This is a genomic window from Methylocystis bryophila (assembly GCF_027925445.1).
Lineage (GTDB): Bacteria > Pseudomonadota > Alphaproteobacteria > Rhizobiales > Beijerinckiaceae > Methylocystis > Methylocystis bryophila.
Window position 1 is genome coordinate 2,889,439 of record NZ_AP027149.1, and the last position, 13,729, is coordinate 2,903,167.

Genomic DNA, 13,729 nt, shown 5'->3' on the forward strand with positions numbered 1-13,729 from the left:
CGACTTGGCAAGCGAGTGCGGATGACAAGACATGCCGTTGGCTAGGGAGCGAAGACTTCGGAAAGGCGCTGTCGCTACGCTTAGGCTTCTCGCTACGGCGGCGCTGAGCCTTTTGTCAGTGAGGGCTTCAGCGCAGCCTCTACTGGACGCCTACATTTCGGAAGCCCAGGTGACGCAAACCAAAGGTTGCGCGCTCCTGAGCATCAAATTCAATACGCGGATCCGTTACGCGGGCCACTTCCCGCTAGATCGCGGCGATGAATTGCACATTTCGTTGTTTCCGGTCGACCCGGGGTCCGTTGAATGGATTCCCGGCGCGCAGCGCGAAAGCGCCAATCTCGTCGACGGCGAGTCGGCGGGCGTTCATTCCGTCACGATGGACGCCAGTCAGGCCGCAGGACCGGAACTGCGAATCCGCTTCGACCACCCGACCGCATATCAAGTTCAACAGAGCCGCGACTTCAAGCATCTCAACATCACATTCACGCCGCCAGGCTCAAAGAGCCCTTGTGCTTCCATTCCCGGCGCAGCCGCGACCCCGGAACAGGCTCCACCGAAAAGGATTTCGGCGGCGGATTTGAAATTCATTGAAGCGTCGATGGACGAAGCGCGCGCCGCCATAAAGAAACAACGACTTGGCGAGGCGGCCACGCTGCTGAAGAAAGTGCTGAAGTTCCCCGAGAACGAACATACGGCCGAAGCGCGCGAATTGCTTGCCCGCGCGGAAGGCTCGTCAGCTCCGGCGGACCGTTCCCAGGTCGAGCTGCAAGATTACAAGCTTCGTTTTTCGGACGGGAATGAAGCTACGAATATCGACAAATCCTTCGTTTCCAGCAACGGTCGAGATGCCCCCAAAGCGCAAGCGATCGGGCCTAAACCCCCGGTGGCGGTCGTTGACCCGAATAAAGACGAAACGCAATTCCAGATCTCAGGAGGCGTATCGTCGTTCTATGTGCGGGACGACAGCGCCAACACAACCAAGGACATCTCCATTGCGCCCGATCCGAATGCGGATCCCGATGCGCATCGCTTGCACCAAAACATGTTCCTTTCGAATTTCGATGTTTTCGGCACGTTCAACAACGACGTGGCGCGTTCGAAATTCAAGTTCTCCGGAACCGACGAGCAAAGCAGCCCAACCAACTCGTTCGATACCAATAGATACGGGATCTCGACGGCCTTCTGGGAGACGCAGCTCAAAGAAACCGACCTCACGGCGCGCATTGGCCGACAAACGCGCAACACGGGCGGCGTATTGGGTCGCTTCGACGGCGCCGTTCTGAGTTGGGGCTATAGCGACACCATCAAGCTCAATGCTGTTGCTGGCGCAGCGAACTGGAGCCGCTTCGACGCTCCCGGGAAGGATTCGAGATATCTTTACGGCGCGAGCATCGACCTGGTGAAGCCGATCAGCGGTCTTGACCTCTCGCTTTATGCAATTCAGCAGAGCGACCGCTGGTTGCTCGACCGTCGCGCCTTAGGGGCGGAGTTTCGCTATCTACAGAACAATGTCGCCGCTCTCGCAACCGTCGACTACGACGTGCACTTCGGGGCCCTCAACGCCGCGATCGGTAGCGGTTCATGGACCTTCGACGACAAGTCGGTGATTTCGGGCTCAGTTGATTACAGACGCGTGCCCTATCTGGCGTCGTGGAACGCGCTGCAAGGCCAGCCTTTTCTGACGCTATACGATCTGCTGAAATACGACACGCAAGCCGAAGTTCAGCAGTGGGCGAAGGACCGAACACCCCTCTTCAAGTCGGCGATGGCGAGTTACACGCGGCCAATAAACGACAATCTGCAATTCATCGTCGATGGAACCGTGACCCATTTGTCGGGCACCCCGCCGTCAGGGGGAGTCGATGGCACCTTCCCCACCGGTACCGAATATTTCGTTTCCGGGCAGCTGATGGGGCAAAACTTTTTTGCGAAGGGTGACATGTACAGCGCCGCCATCCGCTATGCGCATCTGGCGGGTTCGCAGGTTTATTTCCTCGACCTCAACGCTCGCTATCCCTTGAGCGACGAATTACGCATCAATCCGCGACTGCGCGTCGGACAGCAGAACGGAAGCGCGCCAAACCCTACGACGCCGCTCTATCTCGCCGGGCCCTCGATCACGGCTTGGGTTCCCGGCCTGCGGCAAATGACCATTCTGCCGTCCGTATTGTTCGACTACAGCCTCACGAAGGATCTCTTTTTTGAGACCGAATTGGGCACAAAATGGATTGCAGTCAGGAATAACAACACGCAAACCACGACAAAGGACCTGTATATGACGATCGGGTTGCGGTCGACCTTCAGCACCGAGGGATCCTATCGATGCGCGGGCCTCCTCGCGCCTTGCGTCGGCATGTTCAACTCTTCGCCAAAGGGTGAAGCTATCGCGAAGCAGGAGCAGTTTTATGCTTTGAGCGACCGGGACGTCAGTCCAGAAAAGCCCGCCGAACCCTCGGCATTCATCCTGGAGAGCGGGCTGCGTTACGTGGGGACGACCGGACACAATGCGTACAACTATTTTGCGGACGATACGACGATAGCGCGCGTCTCTCGCTTGTCCTATAGCGGACTTCGGGCAAACTCGGGGGAACTCTTCTTTCGCGGGGACATTCGCCGAGGCGTGCTGCGAGACGTCTTTATCAAAGGATATGCAGGTGGCGGGTCCATCGGGCACGGCTCGCTCTATGATGAGGACTTCCCGCCTTTATCGGTCTACTCGAAGACCATCAGTCAGGCTTCGGGCAGCTTGCGTTACGGCACGATCGATCTCGGCTACAACCTTTACACCGACCCACGCTTCAGAATCGGCGCCTTCATTGGTTTCCATGGTTGGCGCGAGTCCGTCAGCGCGCGAGGCTGCGCGCAGATCGGAGCCAATCCGGAAATTTGCCAGCCTGCAATCCCCGCTGGCGTTACGCTCGTTAACGAGCGTGATCATTGGAACACGTTCCGGGCGGGCGGCGTGCTCGACGTGAATTTGACCGACCGGCTTTCCTGGAGCGGTGAAGCTGCAATGGTCTCCGTCTCGCAGCATGCCCGCGACACTCACTACTTCACATTCGGAGTTGACCCCGCGAGGGGGCAGGGGGCCGGATTCGAACTCGAGAGTCTCTTGAAGTATCAACTTACAGACAATCTGAGCCTGGGGATCGGCGGGCGTTGGTGGCACTTGAGCACGAACGCGGTCGACATGTTTGGTCAGCTGCTGACCTACCACACGGACCGTGTCGGTGTGTTCGGTCAGGTCAGTTACAAGACTGATTTTTTCGGGGACTTCGCCGGCAATCAAAAATGATCTCGTCTCGGCGAGGCCACGAGCGCTTTTTTTTTGGCGCGCGCTTGTCATCTCTCAGCCTGGGCGCAAAAACGTGATCGATTTCTAAAAGTCGAAAGCGCGCCTTGCGCATAAAGCGCGTCCCCATCGCATGGAAGCACGCGATCGAAAGGGACCTGCTCCAAATAAAAAGCTTAGCGCATGTCCTGGAAAACCGCACCGCACTATTCCGGGACATGCGCTCGAGCCGGCTTTCGCATTTTCCCATCGCGCCTTGAAAGCTTCGGCCTATCGGCGGTCGCCTCGTAGCCGTCGGCGGGGCGGGCGACGCCCAAGATATCGGTCCGCGGGCGGCTCCGCCAACCGGCAAATGCAGGCCTGCTCCAATCAATTTCTTATGTTGACTTCTCGCCAGTTGGACGTGTTGTGGCACCTCCCGCAGGCCGAGCCAAAGGAGCCCATATGCGGGTCGTCCTTGCGATGACAGCTTCCGCACTCGGTCGGCAATTTGAGGCTGACGGGATTGGGCGTGGAGTGGCAGGTTTCACACTTCAGACGAGCATGCGCCCCCGTCAGCGGATAACCGGCCTGCCGGCCGTGATCGAAGCGCCAATGCGCCCACGATCTGGCGTCATGGCACTCGCCGCAGCGGGCGGCGGCGCCGAGTCGGCCTTGGTGATAGCGGTCCTTGTGGCACGACTCGCACGCGGTCGGCAGTTTCAGGGAGCCGCCTGGCTTGGAGTGGCACGCCTCGCATAAGACGCGTGCGTGCTCGCCGACCAATGGAAAATGAGCTTCCCGGGCGTGATCGTAGCGCCAATTGCTCCACGCGATCGGAGTGTGGCAGGAGGCGCACCGCGGGTTGTTTCCCAGTCTGCTGCGGTGCACGACGTCGGCATGGCACTTCTCACATGCGAGCGGAGTGTCCCTATAAAGAGGCGTGCGATGGCACTCCTCGCAGGCCACGGCCGCATGCTTGCCTATCAGGGGGAACTTCGAAAGATTATGGTTGAAACTAATGTCCTTTCCCCAGTCCGTGTCACCGTGACATTGCTCGCACCGCTCGCCAAGCTGGCCTTTATGAGGGTCTTGTTTTTGGTGGCACGACACGCAGTTCGTCGAGAGCTTGTCTTTGTAGAGGTCGCCGGTATGACAGGCGTCGCATTTCGCCTTCTGATGCGCGCCATGTAGGGGAAAATGGGTCTTGTTGTGGTCGAACCGCGCCTCCTTCCATTTTGCTTCATTGTGACAGGTCTCACATTTCTCGCCGTAGCGGCCCCTGTGGGCGTCCTGCAGTCTGTGGCAAGAGACACAGGTCCGAGTCAGGTCCTTATATATCTCGCCGCTGTGACAGGCGTTGCAGGCGACGGTCTTATGCGCGGCTTCGAGCGGGAACTTGGTTTTGCTGTGGTCAAAACTCTTCGTCTCCCGCCATTTGGTTGGGGAGTGGCAGCCGTCACATTTCTCGCCGAGCCTGCCCTTGTGCGGATCGTTCTTCTTGTGGCAGTCGAAGCATTGGAATGACGCTTTGTGGAACGGCTTCCTGGGTTCGTGACAGGACGCGCAAGCGACGGACTTATGCGAATCCACGAGCTTGTAATTCGTGAAATCATGGTCGAAGCGGTCCCGATCCAGCTGCATAATGTCCGCGTCGCGGCCCTTGTGTTCGGTATGGCAGTGCTGGCACTCCTGTGTGAGCGCCTCTGGCTGTCGGCCATGGTAGCCCTTGTGGGCGTTACGGTCTTCCAAGATATTCTTGTGGCAAGCGATGCAAAGCGAGGACTGAGCGCGACCGGCGAAGGCCTCATGACATTTGTTGCATTCTTTTTCGACCTTGGCGTGGCTTTCCGCCAAAGGGCCGGGGGTCACGAGGCGCTCGAGCAAACTTTGCGCGATCGCCGGACGCGCGGCCCCGACGAGGAAGAGAGCTGCAAGCAGCAGAAGAAGACAACGCGCTCTCGCCACGCCTTTTCCTTTTCTCAGTATCTGTGAACGGCCCAAACGTGAAGGAGCGCAGTCACGACGAGAACGAAAAACAGTGGCAGGTGCAGAACATGCCACGCTGCGAACAGGCGCTCGTAAAAGCTCAGCTCCAGCGCTTTCAGAGTCGCAGTGATATAGGTGCTCAGCCTGCGTTCGAGTATGGCCGCACGCTGCTGCTGTTCGTGCAAGGACCAATGCTCTTTCTCTGCGGTGATCCGCACGAGATCGCGCACGCTGGAGCGCATTTCATTCTTGAGGGCAAGCGAGCGCGCCGTGGCGCGCATCGCACACAGCAAGCCGTCATGCGCGCCTGAAGGCCGCGCGGCCAAAGTCTCGTCGTTGAATGCGTCCAGGCGTTGGAAGAATCGGTCGCTCGATCCCAGTTCAACGAGATCGACGTCGAACGCCTTCCGCATCTCTTCGAGATCCTCGCGGATTTCTCTGGCCTCAGCCTTGCGGCCATGAACGCCCATATGAATCTTGCCGTAAATGTAGCGGCCGATCACGCCGCTCAACGCGACGATGAGCATTGCGAAAAAGGCGACATTGCTGTTGAGCGCGCCCAGCCGGAAATTCGCATGATAGATCACCAGCACCGGGCCGAAGATGCCCAGAAACATATGGACGCGAAACCAGATTGGCGTCGATCCCGGCAAACGGGACATGGGGTGGCGCTTACGATACGAGTACACCAGCAGAAGCAACATCATGCTGCCGCCGACGATCCCGAGCCAGTACCCGAGGCCGCTTTTTGGCGTCAGATATTCTTCGTCGCTTTGGAGCCATCCAACAATCAGCGACACAACGGCTGCGAGCGCGACCAAGAGAGGCGCCGCGCGCGCCGCTGAATTTGCGACATAGTGAGCGTATCGTGGAGAGGATTCTGTGGCGACCATGGCTTCTCGAATCTGCTCAAGTTTGACGACGAAACTTTGGCCCAGGCTGTCGCCGATCACAAGCCAAATGAAGAATGAGCGAGTCGCTGCGCGCTTGTCTGCGGCTCTGAAGAAGGAGACGAACGCCTGGGTAATCGTGAAGTCGGAGAGGGTTAAGTTCGTATTTGTCTCCTTAATTTGGCCGCTCTGTGGATGCCCTGTGAGAGTGCGGCGGCCGTTGGGGTTCTGCGTGCGGCAGGTTCCAATTCGTCAAGGCGGCCGCCACACAAGCTTGATGCGATCTGCGACGGCTTATAAAGTCTGGCAGGCAGCATTTTGCAGGTGGCAGGATTCATTTCGTTGAAAGGAGGCCAAAATGGAGATTGATGCGGTTATTGCTTACGGGGCGCTGGTCACCATCCCATGGGCCATTTACCTCCCTCTGCGTGCGCGCACGACCTCCCGCAGCCACGACAAACTCAAGGCGTCGAAGGAGGCCGGCCTCATGGAGCCCGCGTCTCTACATCCAATCATCGATCACTCGCGATGCATCGGTTGTGGCTCTTGCGTGCGCGCCTGTCATGAGGGAGAGATTCTCGGACTCATCGACGGCCGGTCTACACTCGTCGAGCCTTCGCTTTGCATCGGACACGGCGCTTGCAAGGCCGTCTGCCCGGCCGATGCGATCAAGCTCGTGTTCGGCACTGAAACGCGCGGAGTGGACATTCCCAATGTGGCTCCAAACTTCGAGACCAATGTTCCTGGAATTTTTATCGCTGGCGAGCTCGGCGGGATGGGTCTCGTCGCCAATGCGATCGAGCAGGGCCGCCAGGCGATGGACTCGATTGCAAAGTTGAAAAAGAGCGCCGACCCCGAGATGCTCGATGTCGTAATCGTCGGCTGCGGTCCCGGAGGGCTCTCGGCGAGTCTTGCCGCGAAGCAGAAGAACTTGCGAGCCGTCACTCTTGAGCAAGACACCCTCGGCGGAACTGTCGCGCACTTCCCGCGCGGGAAACTGGTTATGACGCAGCCCTTCACGTTGCCGCTGGCAGGGACATTCAAATTCAATGAATTAAGCAAGGAGGAGCTGATCGAGTTCTTTGAGAGCGTCATCCAGTCGAACGGTCTCGAGATCCGCACGGGCGAGCGCGTCGAGCATGTCTCGCGCGAGGGCGACGGCTTCCTCGTGACTTCGACGCAGGGAACCTACAAGACGAGGGCGGTCCTTCTGACGATTGGCCGTCGTGGCACGCCACGCAAGCTCGACGTGCCGGGCGAGGACCATCAAAAGGTCGTTTATCGCATGATCGATCCCCAACAATATCAGGGGCGCCATGTGCTGGTCGTCGGCGGCGGCGACAGCGCGCTCGAAGCCGCCTGCGAGATCGCCGACCAGCCAGGAACCACTGTGACCTTGTCTCACCGCAGCGAGAATTTCAGCCGCGCCAAGGTCAAAAATCGTGATCGCGTCGAGCGGGCTCGACAGGAAGGGCGGGTCGAGGTTTTGTACTCGTCGTCCGTTAAGCGGATCAGCGCCGAGCATGTCGAGATCAAGTACGACGGCGAAGTGAGAACCATCACGAATGACGATGTGATCGTTTGCGTCGGCGGCATTCTTCCGACGCCGTTTCTGAAAAACATGGGCATAGAGGTCGAAACGAAATATGGCTCGACTTAGGTTCCCCCCCTTCGGACTTATCCTTTCGGTGGCGATCGTGCTTCTTCCTGGCGTCTCAGCAACGGAGGAGGCGCCGAGGGCATCGAGCCAAACCGAGGATGCCGTCACTTTGCTCGAGCGAGGTGACGGCGAGACGCTGTTCAAAAGATCGCTGCAATATCGTTCCGGCGTTGGAACGCGGCCGGATTTGCCGCTAGCCTTCCGTTTAATGCGCGCAGCCGCTGAGCGGGGCTACAGGCGTGCGGAATTTGCTCTGGGAAGTATGTATCTCCAGGGGCTCGGAACCCCAGGCGATCTCGAGCAAGCCCGCTTCTGGCTGAAGCGAGCCGCCTCCCGTGGCGAGAAGCGCGCCGAATTCCTTCTGCGGCGAGTGGACGTCGGTCGGGATGGTCTCGCAAACGTCCCGCTTCCGAACTGGCGAAAGCGCCCGGAGGAAAAGCGAAGCGACCCGGCCGTCTCTCGGTCTGCTTCCGCTCTTGAGGCGGCCAGAAATGGACGCGCGGCCATTCTTGACGCGGCGCTTCGCGGGCAAACCGAGCCGCTGAAACAGCTGATCGAGGCGGGAGCCAAAATCGAAGAGGTCGACGACGCGGGACAGACGCCCCTGATGCTGGCGTCCGCGGCCGGGAACAAGCGCGCGCTCGAACTCTTGATTGCCGCCCATGCGAAAGTAGACGCTCAGGACAAGTCGGGTTCGACCGCGTTGATGGCGGCAGCTTCCGCAGATCGGGCGGAGAACGTTGAGACTCTCTTGCAGGCAGGGGCAAATCCGCGCCTTGCCTCGCCGCAGGGAGAGACGGCCTTGATGCGGGCCGCAAAGGGCTGTCACGCGTCTGTTGTCGCGCTGCTTGCGCCGGTTTCCGATCCGAAATCAGCGGACGGGCAGCAGCGAAGCCCGCTCATGCTTGCAGCGAGCCGCTGTCCTGCGCCCGCCATCGAGGCGCTTTTGGCAAATGGCGCCGCGATCGACGCCGTGGATAAGTCCGGACGCAACGCCCTTTGGCATGCCGCAGACGGCGGTGGCATGGACACCTTGGAAGCGCTGCTCGCGAAGGGCGCCAATCAACACCTCGCCGACGCTCAGGGGGTAACCCCTTTCCTTCGCGCCTTAGAGCTCAAGCGCGAAGACGCGGCCCTCGTCATGCTCGAGCGCGGCGCCGATCCCAATGCCGCCACGGCCTCAGGAAACACGCCGCTGATCGTCGCCGCGCAAAACGGCATGACTGAGCTGACGAGGAAGCTGCTGGCGCGCGGCGTTAAGGTCAATGCCCGCAACAAGCAAGGCTATAGCGCGCTGATGGCCGCAGTTGAGAGCGGGCGCCAGGACATTGCTGAAATTCTCCTGAACTCCGGTGCGAATCCCGCGCTTCTCAACAAGAAGCGCGAGGCTGCCGCCGAGATCGCCGGCGCCACTGGCGGCGAAGGACTCGCGCGCGCGTTGAGAGCCGCGAAACATTAGTTGCGGTCGTCCTGCCACTGCGTCGATTTTGTCCTGCCACCGCAGCGATTCCTGCCCTTTTTTCGGCGGGAAATTTCCTTATAAGGCGTTCGTGTTCGACATAATCAGCGGACATAACCGAGCTTACGGAGAGGAAGAGAACAGCGCATGACTGCGACCATCGGATACTTCGCGCTGCTGCTCGCGCTGGCGCTTTCTTTTGCGCAAATGACAGCGCCCTTCGTGTTTTTCAGGCGGCGGGACCCCGTCATTGCGGCATTCGCTGATCAAGCTGCGCTGGGCCAACTCGTCTTCGTTACGACGGCTTTCATGTGCTTGGCGTACGCGTTTGTAACTTCCGATTTTTCGCTTCAAGTTGTCGCTGCTAACTCTCACACAGCCAAGCCGCTTCTCTACAAGGTTTCGGGAGTCTGGGGGAATCACGAAGGCTCTATGCTGCTGTGGATTCTCATCCTCTCGATTTTTGGCGCGGCGGTAGCAATCTACGGCGACAACGTTCCCGATCGTCTGCGCAGCCTCGTGCTCGCCGTGCATGGCGCGATTGGCTTCGGGTTTCTCGTGTTCGTGGTTGCGACGTCCAATCCGTTCGTCACGCTCTCCAACCCGCCCGCGGACGGCGCGGGTCTTAACCCAATCCTGCAGGACCCCGGTCTCGCGATCCATCCACCATTTCTCTATCTGGGCTATGTCGGATTCTCGATGGCCTTCTCTTTCTCGATCGCCGCTCTGATCGAGGGTAAAGTCGATGCGTGTTGGGCGCGTTGGGTTCGGCCGTGGGTTTTGGCGGCATGGTGCTTTCTCACCATTGGCATCACGCTTGGCAGCGCCTGGGCGTATTACACGCTCGGCTGGGGAGGGTGGTGGTTCTGGGATCCGGTCGAGAACGCTTCACTGATGCCGTGGCTCGCTGGCACTGCGCTGTTGCACTCGGCTCTCGTCGTCGAGCGCCGCAATGCGCTCACGAGTTGGACAATCCTGCTTGGAATATTAACCTTCTCCCTGAGCTTGATTGGCACCTTTCTCGTGCGCTCCGGCGTGCTGACGAGCGTCCACGCTTTCGCGCAGGACCCTTCGCGCGGCGTGTTCATCCTGGCTCTGATTGCGATAACCACCGGCGGCGCGCTGGCGCTCTATTCCTTCCGGGCGCCTAGCCTGAAGACCGGAACGCCCTTTTCAACCGTTAGCCGAGAAAGCGGCCTGACGCTCAACAACGCCTTGCTGACGGTGGCGGCGTTCACAGTCTTTCTCGGGACCTTCTATCCGCTCATCATCGATATGATCGGTGGCGACAAGATCTCGGTCGGGCCTCCCTATTACAGCCGCACCTTCGTGCCGCTGATGACGCCGCTGCTTATCGTCATGGCGCTCGGCCCGACGCTCAAATGGAAGCGCGACGATTTGCGCGCGGCGGTCGCCAAGCTCAAATACGCGCAGGCTGCTGCTGTTGTGGCGTTTGCGGCGGTGATCGTCATCGCGGGCGTTAGCTGCGCGCTCGCTGGCGTGTTCATGGCCATCGCCGCTTGGCTGATCGTCGGCTCGCTGCTCCTGCTGGTGCAGCGCATGCGCATCGGATCTGCGTCGCTAGAGACGTCGCTGCGACTGTTGAGAACGACGCCTCGATCCTTCTACGGCCTTGTCATCGCCCATGCCGGCATGGGCTTGCTCGTTGTCGGGATCACGGGCATGTCGGTCTGGGCGACGGAGAAGATAGAAGTCTTGCGGCCGGGGCAATCCCTGTCGCTTTCGGGCTACGAGTTGAAGCTCCGATCCGTCAAAAATGTTGCTGGCCCGAATTACGAGGCTGAACGCGCCACATTTGATGTGACGACCCGCGGCAGTTATGTCACGCGCCTGATCTCGGAGCGCCGGTACTTTCCCGTCCGTCAACAGCTCACGACCTCGGCGGGCATAAGAACGAATATCGTATCCAATCTTTACGTCGCGCTTGGAGACGGGGATAGCGCAAGCGGCTGGACCGTGCGCTTTTACTACCATCCCTGCGCCCCGCTTATCTGGATCGGGCCGCTGTTTATGGCGTTCGGCGGCTTCGTCTCTCTGTCCGACCGGCGTCTGCGCGTGGGCGCGCCGCAGCTGGCGCCGGCGCGCGCCGCGCTCCCCGCGGTCGCCTAATCCTGATGTCGCGCTTCCTGCCCTTGGCGTTGTTTGTGGCGCTTTTGGTCGTGCTCAGTTTCGCGCTGACCAATAATCCCGGAAAAATGCCATCGATGCTAATCGACAAAGCGCTTCCCGGTTTCACGCTTACCGCCGTCGACGGCGAGCGCGAGCTTACGAGCGGCGAAATCGCAGGCCAGGTCGCGCTCGTCAATGTTTTCGCCTCCTGGTGTCCGGTCTGCCGTCAAGAGCATTCGGTTCTGGACGAACTCGCCGAAAAAGGCGTCAGAATCTACGGCATCGATTGGAAGGACACGAGGCAGGCCGCGCAACGCTGGTTAGGGTCGCGACATAGTCCTTATGTTCAAACCGGATTTGATGAGAGCGGCCGCGTTGGTCTCGATCTCGGCGTCACCGGTGTGCCCGAGACCTTTCTGGTCGATCGCAGTGGCCGGGTGCGATACCGTCACGCTGGAGCGATGACAGAAGAGGCTTGGCGAGAGGTTTTTGAGCCCTTGATCCGATCCTTCCGGAGTGAGCCATGAATTCAAATTCGCTGCTGAAAGTGCGTGTCGCCGCAGTGGCGGCTTCGCTGGTGATCTTCGCGCCAGGGTCGCGCGCCGTGACGCCCGATGAAATGCTGAAGGATCCACGTCTTGAAGAGCGCGCGCGGGATTTGAGCCAAGGGCTACGATGCGTCGTTTGCCAGAACCAGAGCATCGACGATTCCAATGCGCCGCTCGCGCATGATCTTCGTGTGTTGTTGCGGGAGCGTCTCGTTGCTGGCGACAGTGACAAGGCCGCTGTCGACTACATCGTCGCGCGCTACGGAAATTTCGTTTTGCTGAAGCCGCCGATGCAACCCAACACGGTTGCGTTATGGTGCGCGCCGGCGCTCGTCGGGCTTCTCGCGCTATTCGGGTTCTCTCGCTACTTGGGCCGAAGCCGCGCGGCGCCCTCCGGGCCGTCGCCGACCTTGACGGTTGACGAAGAGACACGCGCCGACGCGCTTCTTGAAGGGAAACAAATCCAATGATTCTGTGGATCGTCTTGACTGCGATGTCGTCCGTCGCCGCGATGCTTGTGGCGATCCCGTTCATTCGACGCGTGGAGCGAGAGCGCGCGGAACAAGTGTTCGAGTTTGCTGTCTATCGCGACCAGCTCAAGGAGGTGGACGGTGAGGTAGCTCAAGGCCTGATTGACGCGCCGCAAGCGGACGCGGCCAAGCAGGAGATTAAGCGGCGCGTGCTGGCTTCCGCGCGCGACGTGGATGCGATGGCGCCTGGGCTTTCCAGCGGCGAGCGGACCTTCGCAGCTATTGGCGTTGCTGCGGTCGTCGTCCTTGGCTCGATCGGTCTCTTTGCGCTCACGGCGAAAATGGAGCCATCGGCGGAGGCGCAGGCCGTTGCCGAGGAGCCGACGGACGCAGTGGAGTCCAGCAAGACGGCGAGCGCCGCGGCGGGAGCGATGGGGACCTCGCCGTCGGTGGCGCCGCTCAATCGTCCTTCAGCGGGCGCGACCGCAGCGCGAGCCGAAGCGCCGGTCCGCGAAGCTGCGAAAGAAAAGTCGCTGCCTCCTGTGGACGAGATGATCCAGCGGATCGTCAAACGTCTCGAGGCTAATCCGAAGGACGTCGGTGGTTGGCGCATGCTCGGCTGGTCCTATGCGGGGGTCGAGCGTTTCTCTGAGGCCGCGGAAGCCTATGCGAAGGCGATCGCACTGACGCCCAACGTCGCCAGTCTGCATAGCGCGCGGGCCGATGCGCTGATCCAAGCCGCAAAGGGAAATGTCACGCCCGAAGCGAAATCCCTTATTTCGGAAGCGCTCAACATCGATCCCAAGGATGTGCGGGGCCGCTACCTGAGTGGCTTGATCAAGGAGCAGGAGGGCGACAAGACCGCCGCGGTTGCTGAGTGGTCGCAGCTTGTCGCGGAGGGCGATCCAAATGACCCCTTCATTCAGGAGCTCAAACGGAAAGTTCCTGGCGCCGAGACTCAATCGCCTCCAGAAAGAGGGCCAACGGCTCAGGATGTGAAAAACGCGGAAGCGATGACCCCTGCCGGGCGCGATGAAATGATAAAGACCATGGTGAATGCGCTGGCGACACGCCTGGAAAAGTCGCCGCATGACTCTGAAGGCTGGATCAAGCTCCTAAAGTCTCGCGTTGTGCTCAAAGAGAACGAGGAGGCTAAGCACGCCTTGGAGCGGGCATTGGCGGAGTTCGGCAGCGAGTCGCCTGATCGTGATCGTATCGTCGCGACGGCGCGGGAACTCGGTCTGAAGGAATGATTCTGCTGACGGGATAACGTCCACTTCAATCCGCTCCTACCGCTCACCCTAACGATAAG

Annotated in this window: 9 protein-coding genes; 7 read left to right on the forward strand and 2 right to left on the reverse strand. The window is 60.0% G+C overall.

The window, feature by feature from the left end; all coding sequences use genetic code 11:
* Positions 1-376: 376 nt before the first annotated feature.
* Positions 377-3,295: a hypothetical protein gene (locus QMG80_RS13395; RefSeq protein WP_158658898.1), complete on the forward strand. Its 2,919-nt coding sequence runs from the start codon at positions 377-379 to the stop codon at positions 3,293-3,295.
* 366 nt (positions 3,296-3,661) lie between these two features.
* On the opposite strand, the gene QMG80_RS13400 is transcribed toward QMG80_RS13395, so the two are convergent.
* Both QMG80_RS13400 and QMG80_RS13405 read right to left on the reverse strand, forming a co-directional pair.
* Positions 3,662-5,239 carry a cytochrome c3 family protein gene (locus tag QMG80_RS13400; protein WP_245300001.1) on the reverse strand — a complete coding sequence of 526 codons (1,578 nt, stop codon included), beginning with the start codon at positions 5,237-5,239 and terminating at the stop codon, positions 3,662-3,664.
* Between the two features lie 14 nt (positions 5,240-5,253).
* The gene (locus QMG80_RS13405) at positions 5,254-6,153 is read right to left on the reverse strand and encodes a pyridine nucleotide-disulfide oxidoreductase (protein ID WP_245300002.1); all 900 of its coding nucleotides are present in this window, start codon (positions 6,151-6,153) and stop codon (positions 5,254-5,256) included.
* Between the two features lie 355 nt (positions 6,154-6,508).
* Here QMG80_RS13405 and QMG80_RS13410 point away from each other — a divergent pair, with 355 nt between their 5' ends.
* From QMG80_RS13410 to ccmI, 6 genes are all read left to right on the forward strand, one after another.
* Positions 6,509-7,810, forward strand: a complete 1,302-nt coding sequence (locus QMG80_RS13410) for an NAD(P)-binding domain-containing protein (protein WP_085773266.1) — start codon at positions 6,509-6,511, stop codon at positions 7,808-7,810.
* A gap of 208 nt (positions 7,811-8,018) precedes the next feature.
* On the forward strand, positions 8,019-9,269 hold the full coding sequence (locus tag QMG80_RS13415) for an ankyrin repeat domain-containing protein (protein WP_281926450.1): 1,251 nt from the start codon (positions 8,019-8,021) through the stop codon (positions 9,267-9,269).
* 147 nt (positions 9,270-9,416) lie between these two features.
* Positions 9,417-11,399, forward strand: coding sequence for a heme lyase CcmF/NrfE family subunit (locus QMG80_RS13420; RefSeq protein ID WP_085773268.1), 1,983 nt, complete (start codon positions 9,417-9,419; stop codon positions 11,397-11,399).
* Positions 11,400-11,404: 5 nt separating this feature from the next.
* Positions 11,405-11,926, forward strand: a complete 522-nt coding sequence (locus tag QMG80_RS13425; protein WP_085773269.1) for a DsbE family thiol:disulfide interchange protein — start codon at positions 11,405-11,407, stop codon at positions 11,924-11,926.
* On the forward strand, positions 11,923-12,417 hold the full coding sequence (locus QMG80_RS13430) for a cytochrome c-type biogenesis protein (RefSeq protein WP_102938138.1): 495 nt from the start codon (positions 11,923-11,925) through the stop codon (positions 12,415-12,417). Before QMG80_RS13425 ends, QMG80_RS13430 begins: the two co-directional genes overlap by 4 nt.
* Complete coding sequence (ccmI, locus tag QMG80_RS13435) at positions 12,414-13,670, forward strand: c-type cytochrome biogenesis protein CcmI (protein ID WP_085773270.1); 1,257 nt, start codon at positions 12,414-12,416, stop codon at positions 13,668-13,670. Before QMG80_RS13430 ends, ccmI begins: the two co-directional genes overlap by 4 nt.
* The last annotated feature ends 59 nt before the right edge of the window (positions 13,671-13,729 follow it).